We start from the raw sequence: 21,999 nt of genomic DNA on the forward strand, positions 1-21,999 counted from the left end.
GGTTCGTTTTACAAAAGTCGTTATTTAAATTGGCTTTTTACCCTTGAGCCATTTTCGGCAAATTTCCTTCCGAAGGTCAATTTCATCAGAATAATTTAGTGGGCTACGCCAAATTCAAAATTAGAAATTAAAAATAATGAAAAGCTTAGGGAGCAGCCTTTGCCAGTAAGCACCCTCAGCCTCGTGTCTCAAAAAAACCTTCGGAAGGCCTATTTTATTAGAATAATCTGATTGTTAAATGGTTAACATGAGAATGAGCAGCAAAGACCTCGCAGTGAGCGCAGCTCCTGCGAGTGTCTGGCCGAAGCAGATCGGACATCAAAACCAGGTTCAAAAAAATCTATTATCTAATATCTAGCATCTAACATCTAAAAAGCTAGTGTTGCTGCTGCTGGTACAGTTCTTTCGACAAGAGGTAAAGCGACTGCTTGAGCGGCATAAAGAACATCGTCTCCGGCAGCAGTTCCCGGTCGCTCAGGCCTCGGAGTGTGTCTTCCAGCACCATGGTCAGGCTGTCCTGCATGTTGGCTTTCATAAAGTCCAGCACCTGCAGCGGGTCTACCTCCACGCCCATAGAGCGCATGAGCGGTGCCACATCGTTATCGTCGAGCAGGAGTTGGAGGCAATCCATTACGTTGTCGAGCACTTCCTGGCGAAGCGTGCCGGTGATCTGGCTCTTGTTTACCGGCTTCAGCGCGTCTTCTTCGGTAGCAGCACCAGTCGGACGAATAATCGGAATGTCGGTGAGGTCGGAGAGGTTGGTACCTTCCAGGGCCATAGCGCCTCCGTTAGCCGTTACCTGTTTCGGGTTATCGACCAACACGAGCTTAAAGTTGGCCGGTGGCTCCTGCCCTGTTACCTTCCTGAACACGAGCTTCGCATAGCGCTCCACATTTGAGAGGTTGTTGCCGGCACTCAGCAGTTTAATGTACAAGCTGCCCTGCCCGCTGAAGCAGATGTAGCGAGGTGTCTGCACATCGAGCTGCTTCACAAGCTGCGCCAGGTGGTACATCAGCGCGCCAAAGTGCAGGTAGAACATCAGGCGCAGCTGCCGGGCCTGCAACAGCTGCGAGCTGTAGTGCAGTTCTTTGTCGTAGCTGAACAGCAAACTGGTAATATCGGCAGAGCTGAAGTCGGGGTTATCTAAGGCTGTTTCGAGGAACTTGCGGTACTCTTTGCCTTCTTCGGTGAGCGGAATGCGTAGCACATGCGCCACGCCATATTGCAGCAAGCCATTGTCTTTACTGGTTTTTACGGTAGCAAAACCATCGCCCCACAAATCGTTGCCGGCAAAACGGAAGGAGGAGCTGTGCGAAGGTTTCCGGTTGGTGAACAGCAATACGTCGGTAGTACCACCGCCTATATCCACGTTTATCAGGTTCTCATCCTGGCTTGGCACCACAGCACCCGTTCTGGACAGGAAATAATAAGGTGCCACCGATTCGGTGATGCACACGGTTGTTCTGTCGTTGCGGAATACTTTGTTGTACACGCCATCCCACACGTTCTGGAACATGTTGCGCGAATATTCATCGAAGCTCAGCGGCGCAAACCATACAATTTTGGTATTGGCCACGTTGCCATGGTTCAGCACCACCTTGTTGCGGAGCAGCAGCATAATTTCGGTAAAAAACGCTTCGATGCGCCGTTTGCCGGTGTTGGTCAGCGTTTCGCTCCACTTCAGGTCGGTATGGTAGGTCTGCTTGTACTGGTCCTGGTGTGTGCCTTCGGTATTAATAGAAAAGCCAATGTTGATATTCCCGAACAAATTCGGAATCTGGTTCTCAAAATCAATCGATTCGCAGGTAGCCGTGCGGGTCGGGAAGGAATACAAGGAGCCACCGGAGCCGATGATCAGCGGAATGAACTCCCGCTTCAGCAGTGTTTCCACGGCAAACAACCTGCCGAAGCCGCGCTTATGGAAACGCTGGTAATCGGTGAGCGAAGGGTCGTCGGATGGCTTGTTGAGCATAACCAGTTGCAGATCGTTGGCCGTAATGGAGAACTCTTTCGGAGCCTGGTTCGCACCGGAGGTGTAGGCGATGTGGGTGTTGGAGGTTCCAAAATCCACAGCAAAAGTAAAGTTCTGTATCCCCTGCTGCACTTCCTGGAAACGCGGCACGATCAGGGCTCTTCCCGAAATGTCTACGCCTGCGTGTGTGAACTCGGCAAAGTCGAAGTGTGTACCCTTAATTTCGTAATAGGTGCTGCCGGCGCTGCTGTTGCTCTTTTTGGTACGCCGATGTGCTGTGGCAGATATAATGCCGCCCCCAGCCTCCAGTTGCTTGCCGCCCGCAAAAAACGACAGATCGTGGTTCCGGTTCAGCAACAGCGGATCGATGTCCTCATCTACCAGCATCACCTTATAAAAGTCGTTGTAAGCGGTGGCGTCGGTAAACTTGTAGAACGGGAAAATACCCAACCCTACCCTTGATTTCAGAATATGTCCTTTCTCCGGTATCAATTCCCCGTTGGCATCTTTGGGGTTTAGCGGATTATCGTAATAACTGCGCTCGTACACCACGCTGCCACTCTCCGTTGGCACCTGCAGCGTAACCCGCACATGGTTTACATCAATGTAAAAAGTCAGGTGGTTGGCCAGGTCCTGCGCCGTAAAAAACTCAAAATACAGGCTCGTGATGGGCAGCAGGTAATTGAATGATTTTTCGGTAACCCCCGGTTGGTACACCACCGTGCCACTGTAGAAACGGTCGGTGTTTACCTCGTAAGGCACCTGCACCAACGTCTCCTGCAGCAGGTCGTTTATGGTGATGTAGGGGTAGTTAAAGCCTACGCCAGGTAACGAGCGGTTCGGAATGGCTTTGCTATCGGAATAGCCTACGCTGGTGTTGGCAGGCCAGGCCAGGTTGTTCACGTATTTCACGTTTGGTGCCAGCCGCAGATCCGGTTTCAGCACAATAGGGCGTTCGCCTGCAAAAGCCGGGTTCGTAGGCCGCAGGAACAGGTCGCTGCTCGTAACGGCTGTCTGGTCTTTTCGCACCAGGAACGTTAAGTGCCCCACATGCACCGGGTTCTGCTGATAATCTACAAGAGGCGCAAAGTCAGCTGCCAATGCATTGGTTCCTACTGCCCCAGACATAGCCAGGCTCCGGAGCATGCCTTCGTCCAGTGAGCCATACACTGCCGGAAAAGCCTGAATATAAGCTGCATTGGAAGCAAAGAGTTTATGCACATATTCTTTGAAATCATGTGCCCGCTCCTGTAGCCCCACATAGCGGTTATCGAAGTAAGTGCCACCATTTTGCGCCCTGTTAATAGAAAGCGGCTGCACACTCGGCGACACAAACAGGAAGGTAAGCGGTGATGTTCCGCCTATCAATTGCATGTGCCGGTTGCTGGTTTCGAAGTAAAAAAGGAAGATATCTTCGATGCCCTGGAAGCGCCTGTCGTTCAGGAACAGCTCCAGCGTTTTGCCCAGCAGGTTCGTGCCAGTGTTCGCTTTCATGGCTGCCAGTTGCTGGTGCTTGTTCCAGCGCCTGACAATAATTTTGTTGCCGGCCTGGGCGTAACTTTCGTGGTTGTAGAGCAGCTCCCACAGGTCCCAGAAGTGGGTTACCATTTTGTGGTAGATGCTGCTGTTAGTATCGGCCACCCCCTGCCGCACAAATTCGAAAGCTGTTTCGAAGAGGTGCATGCGGGCAAAAGGAGTCGGAATGGAGGCATTTATCTTCTGAGCCCGGCCACCTGCACCATCTACTATATCTTTAATTTCGGTACTGGTTATCTGGCTTGTTTTAGCCCAACCTTCTACGTTAGATCCGGTTTTATGAAGACGAAGTACTTTCGGCATATTGAGTCTGTTTAGGTATTTTATAAAAGGACACAAGTATCAGTACATAAGATATAAGACTATCTTTCTTCTGCTACTGATCTTTATCCAACTTCGTAAATTGAAGCTAATTTTCACTTTCTACTACAAATTATTCTAATGAAAATGGCCTTCCGAAGGCTTTTTTAGGTTGTAGACTTTAAGCCTATAGCAGAATACTGCTCCCCGCCTTTGTCATCCTGAAAGGATCTTGTGAGCGAGATCCGAAAACGATAGCTACTGCCGTACCTCCAGAAACATCAGCAACGGATTCTCCTGTTTTATCAAATCCAGCTTGTCCTCTCTGCTCATAAGCTTTATCTCTTTCTCCCGCTCAATCGCGTGTTGTACGTGAGTGTAACGCTCGTAGTACAGCAGCTTATAGCAATAGTAGCGTCCGGCAAAGGAGTCAGGCTTTCCCCGATTCTGCCTATGCTGCTCCAGTCTTACGCTCAGATCATTCGTTACACCAACGTACAGCACCTTTTTACCAGGATTTGTCATGATGTAAACGAAATAGTTGTGATCTTTCATAGCTCCGGTTCATGCATCTCGCCCACAAGATCCTTTCAGGATGACAATGGGAGAGAATGTGTGATTATAGATAACATTTCTGTTTCTCGCCCACAAGATCCTTTTTGGATGACAATTTAAAGAAAGTAAAAGTCCTCTTCGCATCTGTACTTCCCTCAGACGCTCGCAGGTCTGGAAGACGCTGCGAGGTCTTTTGAGCCGGCTGCCCTCAGGTCGAATAATTTCTAATTTTGAATTTCTAATTTGGAGTAGCGCAGCGCGACCTAAGCGTATTTCAGCTTACTGTCTACCAATGCTTCCGTAGCAGCTTCAAAGGCTTTGATTGTCGCTTTGTAAGCATCTCGGTCGGAGATGGATTCGGAGGCGCGGTTCAGTTCTTTCACGAAGGCGCCCTGGTGAATGCCTTTGTTCAGGAAACCTGTCTCTATCTGTTTGTCGGCCACCATGCGGTTAAAGTCCGTTTCGTTTATGTTGAGCGCGGCAAAAGTTCTGTCTTTCCGGTTCAGCTCTTTTAGCCAGGTCTGGTAGCCAAAATCGGGGTGCGTCAGGAACTTGTTCAGCTCTTTAAAGATCGGCTCGTTTCGGAGGGCGCTGGTCAGGTCTACGCCTTTGGCATAAGCCGCCTGTGCATCGTCGGGCATGTGGGCTGTGTAGTAGCGTTCGAAGTAGTGGAAGCGGATCAACTGCTTGGCAACCCGGTCGCGGGTTTCCTGGTCGAGGTGCGAAAACTGCACATGGCTCACGTCTTCGCGCAGGCCAAACTCATGGTACACCTCCGCCCCCGACAGCTCATTATCGGAGTAATCCATAAAGTCTACAATCGCCAGGGCACTCAGCAGCTCCACCAGGTGCGCATCGTTTTTCTGACTGGCACGGCCTGGGTTGTTCTCCAACGGTTTATCAGGCGTATCGCCCATGTAATACACAGCATTTACGCCGCCCAGGTGGTGCTGGTAGTACGACAACGCATCTTTGGCTTTGGTCGTGAAAGCGTTGGAGTCAATAAAATCGGCCTGAACACCGGCTGCAGGTTGCTCTAAAGAGAAGTAAGGCAGTACCACCATAGCACCAGTCAGGGCGCTGTTCAGGCTGGCCGCGTTGGGAAGCGTGGTATGCACATCCTTAAAGTTCTTGAGCAGCAGCGGGAAACCGGCTGCACCAGTTCCTCCAAAAATAGAACTCACAAAGAAAATACGATCACCGGCCTGAAAGTTAGAGGCGAAAAAGCGCATTTCCGGCGAGTCGATGATCTCGTTGAGTACCACGCTGCCCACGTTCGGGCTGCCTCTGAAACCCACATCGAGGCTGTTGCTGAGGTTTTCAGGCGTAAACAGCAGGTCCACGAGCGCCTGGCTGTCTATGTCGAGCTGGTTGTAGCCCACATGGTCTTTAAACGGTTTGTTGATGCCGCCAAAGTCGTACACAAAACTGTCTCTGATCTTGCCTGTGCCATCGCCGGCAATGCTGGAGAGGGTGCTGATATCGGTATGGAAGAAGCCTTCTTCTCTCCTGCCAAGTCCGTCGTGCAGGTGCTTGTAAGTTTTGAGCAACTCGACCGTGCGGTTCATGTCGCCGTTCTGCGTGTCAGGGTCTATGATGATCGGTACTATTTTATCACAGTTCTGAATCTTGACACCAGCGGCCATCAGCATCACCAGCGAGCGGATAACTCTGGAGCCTGTGCCGCCAATTCCGAATACAAAAAGCTTTGCCATAGGTTATCGTTTATGAGGCCATTTCATGGGGGTTGTCCATGCCTGCACGGAGCCTCTTTTCAGGAGAATGGAGAAAAGGAAAAATAAAATCAGGCTATACACCATGTTCACAAAGGCAAACATGTAGGTATAGGAGTGCGATTCGATGCCATTGCTGTTAACCTGAACAATAGGTATGATAAACGCGATGATAGCATTGAGCACCAGAAAAAGCACCCAATGCTGGGTTTTGTAAAAGCCTGTACTCATCATGCGGTTCAGCACATAATAATAAATAACCACCAGCGCCAGCGAGATAATAAAAAGCTGCAAACCTGTGTTCGGAAAAACCACCTCGCGGTAGTCGTTCGTGAAGTTTGCAGGCATAGGCCGGCCTAAAATGAGCTCATAAAGCCCCGCGAAAAAGTTCTGTATCATACTTAATCTGCTTTGTTAAAATCCATGGTTAAACTGAATACGTGCTTACGCTGATCCCGGTACAAGGCTTGAACGCCATCTATTATTTTGTTGAACTGGTAGGTTTTCTTTGGGTCTGCTGCCGGATCGTTGTCGTTTTCGGTCGACCAGTTTTCGATCCAGGTGGGCACCACCTGCTGCAGTTGCAGGGCCAGTGTGCCTTTGTTAGCGGTTAGCTCCGGCACGTTTACCTGCACAAAATGCGTATAGCCAGCCAGTTCAGGTATGGCCTTGGTGTCTTCCGTTGCGGCTGAAATGTCGCCTATAGTTGCCCGGCAGCCGGTTGCTGCCAGTTTCAGATTGCGCTTCAGGTAGGCCAGCTCCTGCATAGAGGCAGGCAGCGTGTTCAGGTCCACACCAATAGTGAACGACACCGGCTCGTCCTTTTGCGGCTGTATATTTACGGAAGTACAGGTTTCGGCAGTGCGGGAGGTGCAGTACACCACGCCAGCCGGTCTGAACTGTTTCGACTTTAAAACGGCAGAGTAAGGCAATGTAGTATAGCCGAAGCCAAAGTAAGCCTGCTGCGCCGGCAGGTTCCGGAGCACCTTATTTGTAACCACCTGTACTTCCTGCTGCTTGCCGATTACCCAGATGTAGTACGGTATTTCCTCGCCATCGAGTTTTTTGCTGACAGCCGGTTTCTTTACGGCCGGATAGTAAGAACCATAAAACGAAGAAGCATCGGCCAGTACAGCCACCACCAGCCCTTTGTGCTCGGCCAGTTTCAGGCTGCTCCTGATGTCGGAGTCCAGGGAAATAAACTGTCCCTGGTCGCGTGGGTCGGGACCATGAATAAAGTCTGATACGATGATGCTGACAGTGTTTTGTGCCACCGACTTTTCGAGGGCGGCCTGTAACATGGCCGGTAAGGGTGTGCCCAGTACATTGGCTTTAATGCCGCTCACGACTGTGCTTTTCAGCGTGCTGTAAGAAACGCTGTCGAGCACCGGGCGGCCCTGGTTGTCTTGCTTAGCCAGGTAATAGCTTTTAGAATCCACATAAATGCCGTCCTGCACTTCAGAAATCATTTTATTTAAGCGGCTCTGAAATTCGGTGGGTTTTCTTCCGGCTTCGGCAGGTGGCATAAAGCCTTTCATGCCGTTCGATACCTCGAGGTACAGGTTTACATCTACTTTAGAACTTTCGGCTGGCGCCGTAGTCGTAGTGCGCGGCTCGTCTTTCTGTTCAACTGTAGCAGTAGCCTCCCCGGTTTCTTCGCCGCTACTTTCTTTTTTGTAGCAACCAGAAACAACCAGCAGCAGGCTCAGCAGCAAATAAAGGCTGCTTACAGACTTTGTTATAGGCATTTATTTTTTAGTAAGATGTTAGATGCTGGACATTATTTGTTTTGTGTTAAAAAGCTAGTTTCCGCTCAGCAACACATTTCCTCTTTGTAAATCTATCAAAATTAATCTGATCTACTAATGCACAGAAGTTTATTCGGCCTTCCTTCCGGCTTGTTTTTCACTTTCAGGAAATCCTATGAACGATTTCTTAAACGATTAGATACAATAGCTATTATATATTATGAAGACAATCTATTTAAAGATTTACAAATCAATGCCTTATAATACATCTAACCAGAAAAAGCCTTGATACCTGAGACTGCATTTGAGCGTCGGAAGGCTATTTTCATTAGAAAAATTGCTGCTGGATGTTTGTTGGTCCCTGTTGCTTAATTATCTGAATCATAGAAGTTCGTGATTACACAGAATTTATAGAGAGATAAAAAACCGGCTATATATCCGCGTAATCTGCGTTATCCAGGTAATCCGTGATTCGGACCAACAGCAGGAATTCAGATGGGAAATATCAAAACAGCGAAAGCTGCGTGGAAACGCTTACTGCTGCTGCTACAGGTTTGGCAATGGGTGCTGTGGAGGTGAAACCGGAGCTGCGAACGGTATAAACAGGTGTTTCTGCGTACCTGGAGGCTACTACTATTTCGGTTCCGTCGGCGTGTCTGGCAAAAAGCTCTGCCACCAGTTTGGGGCAGTTGTTTTCTTTGGAGAGATGGCCGAGCAACAGGTGGCTCATAAACGAGGGCTTGTAGCCGGTAAAAAGCGTCAGCGCCTGCTTGTTCGACAAGTGGCCTTTGTTGCCGCTGATGCGCCGCTTCAGGTGGTAAGGGTAGTGCCCGTTCTGGAGCATGGTTTCACAGTAGTTGGCTTCCAGAATGGCGGCATGGCATTGCTGGAAATGTGCGATAACGTGATCGCAGGGCGCGCCGATGTCGGTAAACACGCCCACTTTCACCCCCTGGCAGCTAACGATAAAGCTGTGTGGATCAGCAGCATCATGAAACTTAGGAAAGGCCGTAACCGATAGCGCCCCTACCTGTACCGGCTCATAGGCTCTGAACGGAATGGTTTGTACGCTGCTCAGGTTCAGCCTGGAAAAGCGCTCTGTGTCGTGGGTGATGTATACTGGTAAGCTGTGTTTTTTGGCCAGCACCTCGATGCCCCGAATGTGGTCAGAGTGCTCATGCGATACAAAAATGGCCTTTACCTTGCTCATGCTCAGTCCCAGCCGCGCCATGCGTCTTTCGGTTTCGCGGCACGAAATACCTGCATCCACTAAAACAGCCTCCTCTGCATTGCCTACATAATAGCAATTTCCGTTACTTCCCGAGTTTAGCGATGTGATGTACAATTCCATAGAAATACAAAGTAACCTGATTTTCAGGTTTAATTCAACCTGGCACGGCCGCAATTTAGCATCACGGGATTTTGCGGCTGCCCCTGTGAAGTTACTACAAGCAGCCCTATAGCTAAAGTTCACCTTCCGGGGAGGTACAGCAAGCGATTTCGTAGTAAAATTTACCGGATCTAGCGGCTCCTATGCTGGTTCTCAAAGCGATAGAAGTCAAAAAAAATCTGAAAAAACTTTCCGTCGCAACTCGCCTGGAAATCTGGCGCTTCCTTAATCTAACTATAGCCTTGACCAAAAAAGTACCAAAAAGCTTTGGAAGCCTTTTTTCATTCGAATAATTTGCTCGCGGCTAGTGCACCTCCATTTTGATGCTTATAAGAAGATGTATTAAACTTGAATTTTTTAACGGCCAGAGGCCTTTGAATAACAGACACGAGCGAGGACGCTCGCGCCATGATTATTTTTAATTTTTAATTTTTAATTTCTAATTTCTAATTTTTAATTTGGCGAAGCACTAGTTTAGCAACTCATCGAAAGTAAAGGACACATAGTAAAGCGCGCCAATGGTAGGGCCGCCATAGACTTGCCTGAACCTTTTATTGGTAACATTGGAGCCTCCTACTTTCAGAATAGATTTTAGCGCAGGCATTTTATAACTCACCTGGGCATCGAGGGTGGAGTAGCTGGGGATAATGGCTTCGTTTATGCCTGCAATAAAAGCCGATTGCCAGTTGTAGGAGCCAGACCAACGGTAAGTAAGTGCAAAGCCAATGTTGTTGTAAACATCTCGGTTGCTCAGCAGCAGGTTGTATTTCCACTCGGGTGTGTTGAAGGCCGGCACCTGGTCCGGATCTACGTTTTTGCCCAGGTCGAGTTTGTTCCAGTTTGCGTTGCCCCCAAGGCTGTACCCTTTGTAGGAGTAAGTTAGCCCGATGGCTGCTCCCTGTGCCGACACGCGTTGGGCAGCGTTGGTGTAGAGTTGGTAAGGCTGGTAGCGGCCTAGAGCCACATCGAAGGCAGCGGCCTGTGGTTCCGTGCGGATATCACTTTGCGTCTGCACCACGGTGGTGCTCAGAATGAAGTTTTGGTAGGTGCTGTAATAGTAGTTCAGGTCGGCCAGTAGCGATTTGTTGAACAGCAGGCTTTTGTAGCCAATTTCGTAAGCCTGCACCTGCTCCGGCTGCACATAAGCCACTGTGGCAGGCTGTAAAACTGCCGTATTCTGCAGCACCGCCTCAGCACTACCGGCACCGCTGGCCACTGCCTGCGCCACTCTGGTTCCGAACTGCTGCACCGCCGATAGCCCAATGCTGTTGGAGCCTGGCCCATACAAGTTTAAGCCGCTGCTGTTGGAGGGTACGCCTCCTACCAGAATGGCCTGCCCCACATTCAGAAAAATAAACTGATCCTGTGTAGTCGGGTTGCGGAATCCGGTTTGGAAAGAGGTTCTGAAATGGTGGTTTTCGGCAAGCGAGAATACAGCCGATGCACGTGGTGTAAAGCGCCCGTCAAAGTTCTCGTTTTTGTCGTAACGCACCGAGCCTGTAATCTTTAGCCTGTCTTTCAGCAGCATTCTGCTGCCTTGCACATAGGCCCCGTATTCGTACATGGTAATATCGTTGCCGGTGGTGTCGCTGAAAATGGTGCCATCCGAATTGAGGTCATAGAGCCTGTAACTGCCACCTACCTGCACATCGAGCAGGCTGCCGGTGTACTGGCTGAAGTCGTATTGCCCTTCGGTGTGGTACATTTTTGTCTGGTCTTTGAACTGCGCTCCCACCCTGAAATCGGGGGTACCGGCAATGCGGGTGAGTTCCCGGTCGTATTCGGCGGTGCCTGGTACTAACCTGCCACGGTCGGCAAAGTTACGGGCCACGGCATGGTCGCCAGGGGTAATGCCCTGTTGCTCAAATAAGCCAAGGTATGCCACCGCATACTCCTGAAACCATTGCTGGTCGCTTTTCCAGGCGCGGTTCAGGTTAAGCGCCAGAAAACGGGAGTCGTAGGAGTCGCCGGCATTTTCGAGGGTAGCGTAGGCACGGGCAAAAAAGTGTGCCCCCTTCAGCTCCAGCTTGTGCTGCTGCAACCTGAAATTCTTGATAGCATAACGGTTAGCACCCTGGTAAACCGATGTTCCGGCCCCAAACTTATACTGGTAAATAGCCTCGGCTTTTTCTGACAGCCGGTAATGCAGGGCGGCATCAGCTTTCAGGCTGTAGGTATCGTAATCTACCAGGTCGCGCTCGTTGTAGCCTGTTCGGGCTACCCGTACTGGTGCACCTCCCGCACCAATAGGTAAGCTGGTTACAGCCTCATCGCCATACACATTCAGGGCGTTGTACGCTGGGTTCGTGGCCGGGGTGCCTGGCTGCCGGAACGTGAGCGGATCTACATTCTCGGTGCTGTTGGCATGCCAGTCGTGTGCCGTCATGTAAGCAAGGTTCACTTTAAAGGCAAAGCGGTTCCGGTACGCCTTTGCATACCGAAACATAGCCTCGTACATCGGTTTGGCCGCCACTTCCGAATCGTTAATGTGGTTTACGCCCAGTCGCACCATAGCACTGAAGCCCTGGTAATCGAACGGGTTTTTACTTGTCATGGACAGCACACCGTTAAAGGCATTGGGGCCGTAGAGAGCTGAGGCAGCACCTGGAATTATCTCTACTCCTTCGGCATCCAGATCAGAAAGGCCAACCAAATTGCCGAGCGGCAGGTTCAGGCCTGGCGCCTGGTTATCCATGCCATCAATAAACTGCACGAACCGGTTGTTGCTGGTACTCATAAACCCGCGGGTGTTTACTATCTTAAACCCGAGACTGGTGGTAATCATGTCCACAGTTTTCAGGTTCTGCAGGCCGTCGTAGAAGTTGGCGGCAGGTGTTTCACGAATCGCCCTGCTATCGAGTTTCTCCACGCTTACCGGCGACCGCAGGATACTCTCCTCCACCCGCGATGCCGACACCACCACTTCGGAGCCGAGTAAGGCTGCCTCGCTTAAGCTGATGTTCAGGTTGCTGCGACTCTCTGAAACAACGACCTCCTGTGGAGTAAAGCCTACGATGGAGAACACCAGTGCAAAAGGCGCGGCAGTAGTTGTGGTAAGCGAGAAGGCGCCACGGGAGTCGGTGCTGGTGCCGGTTACTTTGCCTTTTACATACACATTAACGCCTGCCAGTCTTTCGCTTGTTTTGGCATTGGTTACCTGACCGGCTATGGTAACAGGTGCCTGGGCTGATACCTGGTTAAAGGCTGAAGCTAAAGAGAAAAAAAACAGGATAAGGTGCCAGTGTAACATATGTTTCATAAGCTGTTTGGTTAAGGTAAATCTGCAAGTACTACAAGAGGAGAAGCAACAGGAAAGCAGATGCAACAGGAAGCGTAGAGGTGATATAAATTACTGTATAATCAATATGAAAAGTCTTACCTGAAAATCTATATCTCTTATAAAAGGAGCTTTTCGCACTAAATAAAGATTCCCGGCAGCTTTACTAAAGTTATATTTTTTATCAATATAAACAAATATTAAAGAACTAAAAATTATGCAGCATTTGAACCTTGCAGCAGGAACTGGTGGTGAAAAAGCGAAAGAATATTAGGCGATGAGTTGCATTAATTTATAGTTTTAGGCCTTCTCTGTAACCTGATCTACCCTTGAGGCAAACTGGCTATAAAAGCTTTGGAAGGGCTATTTCATTCTAATAATTTACTATGAGTTTCTAACTAGCAGCTTTACGGCCAGTTGTTTAACCTCTGGTCTACAACCAGGCTTTAAAATTGTTTGCCCCACCCACGGCACAGCATGTTCTTTGTTCTGACTACCAATCAACAAGCAGTTGTTAAAATTTATCCTTATACACCTGTGGGAAGGATGATGATAGGTGTTAGAAGATCACAATTCTCTAAGTTATGCCTTTGCAAAATCTAAAAGAGCTGCTGAGGTTTAGATGAAGTTTAGCAGAAACACGGCCTTTTCTCGGGCTGTTCCCTGTTCTTTTTATTTCTTTTTTTAAGGAGAATTCCCAAAAAAGGAAAAACAAATAATGGTTGTTGCGTAAAAGGAGTCGTAGTATAACCATTCAGAAAATATTTTTACTTACCTCTTTAATTCCTCTTGTACAATTCCCAAGCTTATGAAAACATTCTTCAACTCAACTGTGGCTACAGCTGTGGCCTGCCTGTCACTTTTTAGCTGTACCCAACAAGACGAAGAACTGTCGCCAAACGAATCTTTAAAAGTTTCGCAACAGTCTGACCTGGTTGGTTTCGACCCCACTACCTGTAATTTAATTCAGTCTTTCGGTACAGGCGAGTTGCCGCGTGCTGTAGATGTAATTGAAGAAAACAGAGCCATTTTCACGGTTAAGGCGCAGCGCAGAGGCCATAACGGCAAGTATCTGAACGAAACTTCGGCTGTTTTACTCGATCCGCAAGACCCTGCCACTAATTTACTTAACCCCTTCGATACACAAATGGCTGGCGTTTATGGTCTGCTTACCGTTGGCGACGAATCTGGGCTGGCAGCCAACGAAACCGGCGGCCGCGTTATTCTGGATTTTACGCCGGTGAGTTCTGTTACCATGAAAACACTGGTTGTAGCCGATATAGAAGAATCTGAGGCAGGTTCTAAAGTGCAGCTTTTCAGCAGCACCGGTCAGCTACTCGACGAAAAACCATTGCCGGTAACAGGAGATAAAGGCTTAGGTTTTGTTTCTTTTGATAACGTACCAGGTGTAGCCAAAGTAATTGTAACATTTGGCTATGAGCGCCAAAAATCAGGTTCTGGTGCTATAGCTCGTTTGCAGCTTTGTATTGAAGGTGAAGGTGTAGATGATTTTTGCTTCCAGAGCATCAACTCTGTGTGGATGCAGTACACAGGCTCCAACCCGGCCAACATAACCGTAAAAGCAAAAGAGGGGGCAGCCTCCAAAGTTGTTTACAGCGGAAAAGGCGTGAAACCAGGTACCATGTTTAAGCTCGAAAATGCTGCAGGTTTTGGCGAAGCGCTGGTAGTAGAAACCCAACGCAAAGACAAAGAAACGATTCCGATGACCTGCAACGGCCCGACTTCGCTTAAGAAACAGTACGGCAACTTTAAGTTAGTTGAAGTTAGATCAGGCGCCGGCATGCCGCTGCTGCTGCAGTAATAGCTGAAGTACTAAAGTACAAACATAAAAAGGGAAGCAGTTGTTGCTTCCCTTTTTATTTTTGTCAGATCTACTATCAGATTTTAGATACTAGATTTTTGCAAATTAACTGAAGTTACGCACATTTATCAGGAAGTCTCCTGTTAGTTGGTTCTAATACATTTGGTACCAGTTTCATCCGGTGCCCTTAGCCCTGCATGTTCCATTGTTTAGCTCCGAGCGCTTAAGGCCGCGGGGCCTCGTTCTCGGGCATCGCGCTGCTGCATCTTTCCTGCCAGGGGTGCAGGGGCCCCTTTTAGGCTCGCTCCCGCTCAGGCTGCCTGCGGCACCGGAAACCTGCAAAGTCCCTCAACCCAAGAACTGGAAATTTATGCTCTTAGTTGAGACTATAGCACCAGCTAATGTCTCGAGTTGCTCTGGGAATACTATTTCTTTGCTGGTCGCATTAGTGCCTAACATCAGTAATTATGAAATAGTTTTTCCCATTCATCCTCTCCATCACATATTCAATTTGCCTGTTTTTCATCTTCACATTCTTGTATTAAATAACCAGCAATCAAATTATTCTAATGAAATCAGCCTTCCGAAGGAAAAAACTGTTTCATTGGCCAAGGGTAAAGTTAGTTCAGCACCTGCTTCGCTTCCGACTCATATTTGTTTTTAAACTTGTCGTAGAGGTACTTCTGCTTGTTGTTGAGGTCTACCTGGCGGCCCTGGATAAAGGCATGCGTTACATCGTTGGTGCGCATGTCCAGTATATCGCCATTCGACACGATGATCGAGGCATCTTTACCCACTTCCACAGAACCTACCCTGTCGGCAATACCTAAAATCCGGGCTGTGTTTAAGGTAACAGAGCTTAGCGCCTGTTCCTTACTAAGGCCATAGGCTACGGCAGTACCGGCAATAAAAGGCAGGTTCCGGATGCCATGTATGCTCAGGTCATAATCGAGGGCAAACGGAATACCGGCCTGCTGCAGCAGAAAAGGCGTTTTGTACGGCAGATCAATGTCATCGTCGTCGCGGTTCGGCAGCTGGTGCACCCCGGAGTAGATAACTGAAATATTGTTGGTTTTCAGAAAATCAGTTACGGCTACGGCATCTCCTCCGCCCACCAGCACGATTTCCTTCACCCCTTGCTGCTTCGCAAAATTCACGCCTTCCAGTATGTCTTTGGCGAAATTAGCATGCAGGTACAACTTTCTGGACCCATCGAATAAACCAGCCAAGGCGGCTAGTTTCAGGTTTTCTTTCTCTGGTTTCGCAGCTTTATACACAGCAGCATCGCGCAGCATCTGCTGCAACTCCAACAGGGTATGTTCCCGCTTTTGCTTCATCTCGGCGTAGCGGGGGTTCGGTATGTTGTCGAGGGGCAGCAGCGAGGTGGGCCAGTTCAGGTGTATGCCTTCATCCGCTTTCACAATAGCGTCTTCCCAGTTCCAGGCATCGAGCTGCACAATAGACGAAAGCCCGGAAATGGTGCCACCCACCGGCGTTAGCTGCGTCATCAGGATACCATTTGCCCGTATAGTCGGGATGATATCGGAATCCGTATTGTAGGCGATTACCGATCTTATATTAGGATTCAGTTCCCCTACCTCGCGGGTATCGATGGTGGCGCGCACACTGTTTATCTCGACCAGACCCAGCGTTGTGTTTGGCTGAATAAGGCCCGGATAAATGTGCTTGCCCGTTACATCTACCACCTCGTAGCTGGCGGAGCTGGCACCACTTTTAGGGCCTGCATAGGTAATTTTGCCATTGGCAAAGCCTACGGCAGCATTTTCTATAACAGTGCCATTGCCAACGTGCAAGGTAGCACCAGAAAGCAATATAGGTTTGCTTTGCGATTGTCCGGGAGCCGGCACCTGGGCCAGCGCAGGCATACTTAAAAGTAAGCCTACAAAAGCTGCTAAATATTTCATGTGTTGCATTTTTTGTATTGTTAAACCCAGTATTTCAGCATGGTTCTAAGATTGAAATAAGCTGAGCTATAATTTTATTATTTTCTGATGTTTGAATTTGGCGTAATACTAACTCCATGCAAAAAACTGGTTGAGTAGACCCTTGGCAAAATGCTGATAAAAATCCTTCTGAAGGGTATTTTCATTTGAATAATTGGTTCACCACTCAACATAAAAACTTACATGCACTTAATAAGCCAAATAAGAAGTGCCTTCTTCCTCCTCATGCTCCTCGCAATGCAGCACGGTAGTTTTTTTATTGGCTGGGGTCTGCGTTTTTTCGCCGGAGGCTTTGGCTGCCAACATCTTCTGCGTCAGGCGCATCCGCTCCCTCTCCTGGTCTGCCCGCAGTTGCAGGTCCCTTTCAGCGTCGAAATAAACGATACCGTCTACAAAAGTCTTTTCGGGTCTGGCGTAAATAGAAAGCGGGTGCTCGTTCCAAAGCACCACATCGGCATCTTTGCCTGGTTTCAGGCTACCCATGCGCTCGTCGAGGTGCAGGAGTCTGGCAGGGTTCAAAGTAATCAGCTTCAAGGCATCCTCTTCCGACATGCCGGTGTATTTAATGCTCTTAGCGGCTTCCTGGTTCAGGCGGCGTGCCATTTCGGCATCATCGGAATTAATGGCCGTTACCACTCCTACCTGGCTCATCAGACCGGCATTCTGCGGAATGGCATCTTTCACTTCCATTTTATAAGCCCACCAGTCGGCAAAGGTGCCACCGCCAATGCCGCGCTCACGCATTTTATCGGCCACTTTGTAACCTTCCAGAATGTGGGTAAAGGTGTTTATTTTAAAGCCCATCTGGTCAGCTACACGCATCATCATATTAATTTCTGACTGCACATAGGAGTGGCAGGTAATGAAGCGCTTGCCCTCCAGAATCTCTACCAGCGTTTCCAGCTCCAGGTCGCGGCGTGGAGCTGGTGTGTTGGCTTGTGCTCTTTTGCTCAGCTTGTTGTGGCTCTTCCAGACTTGGTCGTACTCTTTCGCCCGCTGAAACGCATCTACATACACCTGCTCCACTCCCATACGCGACTGCGGAAAACGAATGGTGGCGTTGTTCCGGTTCGATTGTTTTACGTTTTCGCCCAAAGCGAATTTAATAAAGGGTGCACCGCCCTCTACCAGCAGCTCCTGCGGACTCTTGCCCCAACGCAGTTTAATAATTGCCGACTGCCCGCCAATAGGGTTAGCGGAGCCGTGCAGCAGTTGCGAGGTAGTAACGCCACCGGCCAGCTGGCGATAAATATTAATGCTCTCACTATCCACCACATCCTCCATGCGAACTTCGGCAGTAACAGATTGTGTCGCCTCGTTTACGCCATTCAGGGCAATGTGCGAATGTTCGTCTATAATACCAGGGGTTACGTGCTTTCCTGTTCCGTCTATTACCCTGGCTCCAGACTCGCTCAGGTTTTTACCTACTTTCGAGATTTTCCCGTTTTTCAGGAGCACATCGGCGTTCTCCAGTTTGCCTTCTTTTTCGTTTGTCCAGACGGTGGCGTTTTTGATCAGCACCGTTTCCTGTTGCGGAAGGGCGGCCGTACCGTAGGCTGCAAAAGGATAAATCATGGGGCCGTACGCAACCGGTGCAGCCTTTTTCTCAGCGTCTTTTTTAGCCTGTTGGGTTAAGGCAGCAGAATAAAGAGCCGTCCATTTTACGTCTGTGGCGTCGGGCAGTTTGCCTTCGCCCTGCATGTTTTTCTCGTTCAGCCAACCGCTCAGCCTGATGCTCTCGGTGCTCTTTTTATCTTTGGTGAAGGAGATGGTGACAAGGCTGCCGTTGAAAGCAATTTTCCCTTTTACCGTATCCGGCCCGATTACACGCAGCTCAGGTTTTGCAGGCGTTCCTTCCACAAGCAGTTTCCGCTCCGGCTGCTGGCCCATTTTTAGCGTGTAAACACCTCTTACATCGGTAAAAACATCCGTTATTTTATACTGATTTCCCTGCACCCAGTTCTCCAGTATAATGTTATCATCGGCAAACAAATTACCGGATGTGATCAGAAAGTTTGCCAGCATACCTTTGTTCAGGCTACCCACCAGGCTCTCAGCCTTCAGGAGTTTTGCAGGTGTGGCCGTAAGTGCCTTCAAAGCTTCTTCTTCCGGCAGACCAAACTGAATCGCTTTGCGCAGGTTTGGCAGGAAATCTTTTTTGTCTTTCAGGTCTGCAGCGGTAAAGGCAAAGGTAATGCCCTCTTTCTGAAGCAGGGCGGCATTGGCAGGCGCCATTTCCCAGTGCTTCATATCGGAGAGGGTTACACGGCGGGCATCGTACACATCTTCTACATGGTAAGGCTCCGGAAAGTTAAGCGACAGGATAAGCGGTGCTTTGGCTGCCTTTATCTGGGGCAGCATCTGGTATTCGTCGCCTTCGCCCTTTATAATGTACTGCACGTTAAACTCATCGCCTACTTTATCGGCCCGGAGCACATTCAGTTTGTTTCCTGCTTCGAAAATCTGGGGGTATTTGGCAGCATCTGCAAAGGCTTTAAGCGAGATATTCTGTTCTTTACCTGCATTCTGGCTGTTCCACTGCACATCGAGGTAAGTCTGGCGGAGCAGCGCTACAGCACCCATAAGCGAGTTCGGGTAATCTTGCGTAGAGGAACCTTTGTCGAACGAGAGGGCTCCGGCTGCTTTGTCGAGCACCACCACCTCGTTTTCCCGCTTTTCAGCCAGTGTTACCAGAGCCGCTGTGCCACGGGCAATACCATCGGGGTGCACGGCCAGCACAGCACCAAAGCCCAGCTTGCGCAATTCCTCCGCTTGTTTGGCATCTACTTTAAAAAGCTCAGCCGCGTTTGTTTCCGGCCTGATTGCCTGGTTCCAGCTAAAAGCACCTTGTTTGGCTGTTTCCATTTGCGGCGGCGACATCCAGTTTCGGGTGGAGCGTTTAACTTCAGGCATGCCATAGCTGGAGAACATATCTACCAGGCCCGGATAAATATGCTTGCCCTTGGCATCTACAACCACAGCACCGGCAGGAATTTTAACAGCTGTTCCTACGGCCTCCACTTTTCCGTTCCGGATCAGGAGCGTGGCGTTCTCAAGGGTGGTTTTATAATCGGTGTGGATGGTGGCGTTGGTGAAAACGACCAGACCCGGACGCTCGTCGTACACGCCGTTTCTGGGAAATGTTTCCTGAGCCAGTACACTGCCTGCCACGCCCCAGGCGAGGCAGGCGGCCAAAGTAAAGATTTTCTTCATGCGATAAGGAAATGTAGGTGGTTTAAGTTTAGGCAATATCAAATATAAGGTTCCGGCAGCATAAAATCCAGAATTAAAACTTTAATTTTGACCTGTCTCATTCACAAGAAGATACACCTAAAACGCATGGCTTACTGCACTTTACTAACTCCTGTTAGCACTACAAGTATTGTACTTTAAAAAGACTCCTTTTTCCTGAATTTTTATTCTTGAACACAGGAAAGAGGTGCAGCGCTGATGGCAAACGACGAGGCCTCGCCGCCTGCAGCGCTAAGACTTTTAGAATATAACAAGATAGCATAAGGGCACCGGATCGAGCTGCAGCTAAGGATAATGGAACCTGATTTATTAAAGTATTACAGTATGAATACCCCTTCATATGTTATACACTCAAATAATTTCAGTTAATGTAGTATTTGTAAATTTGAAGCAGCACTACACCGATTTCTCTTCCTTCCGGAACTCACGCTTTACTCCTTCAATAATATCGGCATAATGCAGTTCCTTACTTTCTTTGGAGAAAGCCCGGAGCGATGCATATTGCACGGCACTTAAAATAGAGGCACCTGTCAGCTCATACTGTGTGGCGATATCCATCAGGTTCACTTTCTCCTGCAGTTGCAGACCGGCAGGCAAAGATTTTTCCCAAAGCATTTTCCGCTCCTGCGCATCGGGTAATGGGAAATGCACCACCTCATGGAACCGGCGGATAAAGGCCTCATCAAGATTATTTTTGAAGTTAGATGCCAGAATGAGCAGGCCAGTATAATCTTCTACGCGCTGCAGCAGGTAACTTACTTCCTGGTTGGCATACTTATCGTGGGAACTCTGCAGGTTGGTGCGTTTCCCGAACAAGGCATCGGCTTCGTCGAAAAACAGAATCCAGTCGCGGCTCTCGGCACGCCGGAACACGTTCTCCAGGTTCTTCTCTGTTTCACCGATAAACTTCGACACGATCTGCGACAAGTCGATACGGTACACTTCTTTGTTGAATTGTTTGCCAAGCAAGGTGGCGGTAAGCGTTTTGCCTGTTCCCGGTGGTCCGTAGAGCAGCACCCGATAGCCTGGTTTAACCTTCCGTTTCAGGTTCTCGTCTTCGAACAAGTGGCTATGGTATTGGAGCCAGGTGCTGATATGCTGTATCTGCTGCCGGGTGCGAGGGTGTAACACCAGGTCGTCCCAGGTCATGCTGGTGGTGATTTTGCGGGCCGGAAAATCAAGTCCGAACCGGGGTGCGTAATCTTTGCCGAACAGCAACTTATCCAGCCATTCCTGTGCCAGAATCATGCGCCCGCTCATGAGCGGTTCACCTTCCCGCACAGGCTCCAGCCACAAAATACTTTGCCTGTAGAACATGGCGCTTTCCAGGAACAGTTCCTGCACCTGCAGGCGCTGCTGCAGGTCGTTGCCGGCCAGTAAAAACTGAGCTGTTTCGCCGGTAGGCAGCATCCCCCGGTGGTTCGCTCCCTTTACACCACCAAATTCCGGAAACTCGCCGCCATTGGGGAGGTAGGCAATTAAGATACTTTCAAAAAAATCGGGCTTCAGGTGCGGCACCAGCGCCAGTAGCAACACCACCCACTCCTGTACCAACAGCTTTTCCGGCAACAGTTTGTTTACCTCCGCCTGCAGCGCGCTTTGCTTATATGCCTCCTTCAACTCCTGCCCGAAATAAAAATCCTGCTGACTGAAATAGGCCTGCAGCCGCTTCTCCAGGATCTGGCGCAGGTCCTGTAAAGCAGCATCGAAGAGATTTAGAGTAGCGTAGTTTTTATGAACCGTAAACATAGTAGCAGATGAATTTAGAAGGCTGGTGTAAGATTTCAGGTCATACTTAGTCCTTAACAATAGACTACCTTCTTCCAATTTTTCTAATGAAAACGGCCTCCACAAGAAAAATCTCAGGATTTTAGTCAAGGGTCAAACCTGCTATTCTTACAAAATTTGCTTAGGAGCTTCTGCAAACTGAAAGCCGCAGGTTTAGAATATTAAGGGCGCAGGATGATCAGTATATAAAGTAGTAAAATTTCAGCAGGTTACATAGTTAATCATAAACTCATTTGTGCGTTCAGTTTTCTATTCACGAATTATGAAAGGATGCAGCATGTTTGCCTCAGCCAAAACAAATTTTATTTTACAAGCCGGAGACTGGTGCCGGCAGTAGCTTCAGCAGACCTTTGCACCATTTCCTCTTCTTTGGATTCAGTAGCCTGCCGCTGTAGTTTCTCCTGTTCAGGCTGCTCTGCTTCTTTTGTTTCCTGCGCTAACTGCGATGCCTGTACTGCTTGTGCCTGCTGCTTCTCTTCCTGGTCATAGTTCTCGGATTTGCGATGAACAGCTGCCACAGGACTTGCAGGCGCAAAGAAACTGTTCTCCGACTCGAAGGTGAAGAAGGGAGCAGCCTGTTTGGGAGCAGCACCTAAATTCGGCACCACCCTTCTCCTGCTCTGGGCACGCCTGCGGATGTATCTGGACTGGCTCATATGATG

The 21,999-nt window shown here is 49.1% G+C and carries 12 protein-coding genes; 1 reads left to right on the plus strand and 11 read right to left on the minus strand.

Going from position 1 to position 21,999, the window contains the following annotated elements; genetic code table 11:
* Positions 1 to 376 precede the first annotated feature (376 nt).
* From FVR03_RS05145 to FVR03_RS05175, 7 genes are all read right to left on the minus strand, one after another.
* Positions 377 to 3,811 (minus strand): hypothetical protein, encoded by a 3,435-nt coding sequence (locus FVR03_RS05145; protein WP_147920692.1) that lies wholly within the window; start codon positions 3,809 to 3,811, stop codon positions 377 to 379.
* Positions 3,812 to 4,066: 255 nt separating this feature from the next.
* Positions 4,067 to 4,363: a GIY-YIG nuclease family protein gene (locus FVR03_RS05150; RefSeq protein ID WP_147920693.1), complete on the minus strand. Its 297-nt coding sequence runs from the start codon at positions 4,361 to 4,363 to the stop codon at positions 4,067 to 4,069.
* A 263-nt stretch (positions 4,364 to 4,626) separates the two neighbouring features.
* A complete protein-coding gene (locus FVR03_RS05155; protein ID WP_147920694.1) occupies positions 4,627 to 6,078 on the minus strand; it encodes a hypothetical protein in 1,452 nt (483 codons plus the stop codon).
* A gap of 3 nt (positions 6,079 to 6,081) precedes the next feature.
* Entirely contained in the window at positions 6,082 to 6,495 is a 414-nt protein-coding gene (locus FVR03_RS05160) for a hypothetical protein (RefSeq protein ID WP_147920695.1), read from the minus strand.
* Between the two features lie 2 nt (positions 6,496 to 6,497).
* A complete protein-coding gene (locus tag FVR03_RS05165) occupies positions 6,498 to 7,844 on the minus strand; it encodes a hypothetical protein (protein ID WP_147920696.1) in 1,347 nt (448 codons plus the stop codon).
* A 505-nt stretch (positions 7,845 to 8,349) separates the two neighbouring features.
* Positions 8,350 to 9,195: an MBL fold metallo-hydrolase gene (locus tag FVR03_RS05170; RefSeq protein WP_147920697.1), complete on the minus strand. Its 846-nt coding sequence runs from the start codon at positions 9,193 to 9,195 to the stop codon at positions 8,350 to 8,352.
* A 508-nt stretch (positions 9,196 to 9,703) separates the two neighbouring features.
* The gene (locus FVR03_RS05175) at positions 9,704 to 12,493 is read right to left on the minus strand and encodes a TonB-dependent receptor (RefSeq protein WP_255474066.1); all 2,790 of its coding nucleotides are present in this window, start codon (positions 12,491 to 12,493) and stop codon (positions 9,704 to 9,706) included.
* A gap of 826 nt (positions 12,494 to 13,319) precedes the next feature.
* Between FVR03_RS05175 and FVR03_RS05180 the strand changes: the two genes are divergently transcribed.
* On the plus strand, positions 13,320 to 14,333 hold the full coding sequence (locus FVR03_RS05180) for a hypothetical protein (RefSeq protein ID WP_147920698.1): 1,014 nt from the start codon (positions 13,320 to 13,322) through the stop codon (positions 14,331 to 14,333).
* A 620-nt stretch (positions 14,334 to 14,953) separates the two neighbouring features.
* Here FVR03_RS05180 and FVR03_RS05185 read toward each other — a convergent pair.
* From FVR03_RS05185 to FVR03_RS05200, 4 genes are all read right to left on the minus strand, one after another.
* A complete protein-coding gene (locus FVR03_RS05185; RefSeq protein WP_147920699.1) occupies positions 14,954 to 16,258 on the minus strand; it encodes an amidohydrolase family protein in 1,305 nt (434 codons plus the stop codon).
* A 228-nt stretch (positions 16,259 to 16,486) separates the two neighbouring features.
* The gene (locus FVR03_RS05190; RefSeq protein WP_147920700.1) at positions 16,487 to 19,510 is read right to left on the minus strand and encodes an amidohydrolase family protein; all 3,024 of its coding nucleotides are present in this window, start codon (positions 19,508 to 19,510) and stop codon (positions 16,487 to 16,489) included.
* Between the two features lie 435 nt (positions 19,511 to 19,945).
* A complete protein-coding gene (locus FVR03_RS05195; protein WP_147920701.1) occupies positions 19,946 to 21,298 on the minus strand; it encodes an ATP-binding protein in 1,353 nt (450 codons plus the stop codon).
* A 341-nt stretch (positions 21,299 to 21,639) separates the two neighbouring features.
* On the minus strand, positions 21,640 to 21,993 hold the full coding sequence (locus FVR03_RS05200) for a hypothetical protein (RefSeq protein ID WP_147920702.1): 354 nt from the start codon (positions 21,991 to 21,993) through the stop codon (positions 21,640 to 21,642).
* Positions 21,994 to 21,999 lie beyond the last annotated feature (6 nt).

The sequence above is a fragment of the Pontibacter qinzhouensis genome, assembly GCF_008017455.1.
In the GTDB taxonomy this organism is placed as follows: domain Bacteria; phylum Bacteroidota; class Bacteroidia; order Cytophagales; family Hymenobacteraceae; genus Pontibacter; species Pontibacter qinzhouensis.

Excerpts from the sequence above, each read along its gene's own strand:
- FVR03_RS05145 (WP_147920692.1), bottom strand. The coding sequence starts at position 3,811 with ATGCCGAAAGTACTTCGTCTTCATAAAACCGGATCTAACGTAGAAGGT.
- FVR03_RS05150 (WP_147920693.1), bottom strand. The coding sequence starts at position 4,363 with ATGAAAGATCACAACTATTTCGTTTACATCATGACAAATCCTGGTAAA.
- FVR03_RS05155 (WP_147920694.1), bottom strand. The coding sequence starts at position 6,078 with ATGGCAAAGCTTTTTGTATTCGGAATTGGCGGCACAGGCTCCAGAGTT.
- FVR03_RS05160 (WP_147920695.1), bottom strand. The coding sequence starts at position 6,495 with ATGATACAGAACTTTTTCGCGGGGCTTTATGAGCTCATTTTAGGCCGG.
- FVR03_RS05165 (WP_147920696.1), bottom strand. The coding sequence starts at position 7,844 with ATGCCTATAACAAAGTCTGTAAGCAGCCTTTATTTGCTGCTGAGCCTG.
- FVR03_RS05170 (WP_147920697.1), bottom strand. The coding sequence starts at position 9,195 with ATGGAATTGTACATCACATCGCTAAACTCGGGAAGTAACGGAAATTGC.
- FVR03_RS05175 (WP_255474066.1), bottom strand. The coding sequence starts at position 12,493 with ATGAAACATATGTTACACTGGCACCTTATCCTGTTTTTTTTCTCTTTA.
- FVR03_RS05180 (WP_147920698.1), top strand. The coding sequence starts at position 13,320 with ATGAAAACATTCTTCAACTCAACTGTGGCTACAGCTGTGGCCTGCCTG.
- FVR03_RS05185 (WP_147920699.1), bottom strand. The coding sequence starts at position 16,258 with ATGAAATATTTAGCAGCTTTTGTAGGCTTACTTTTAAGTATGCCTGCG.
- FVR03_RS05190 (WP_147920700.1), bottom strand. The coding sequence starts at position 19,510 with ATGAAGAAAATCTTTACTTTGGCCGCCTGCCTCGCCTGGGGCGTGGCA.
- FVR03_RS05195 (WP_147920701.1), bottom strand. The coding sequence starts at position 21,298 with ATGTTTACGGTTCATAAAAACTACGCTACTCTAAATCTCTTCGATGCT.
- FVR03_RS05200 (WP_147920702.1), bottom strand. The coding sequence starts at position 21,993 with ATGAGCCAGTCCAGATACATCCGCAGGCGTGCCCAGAGCAGGAGAAGG.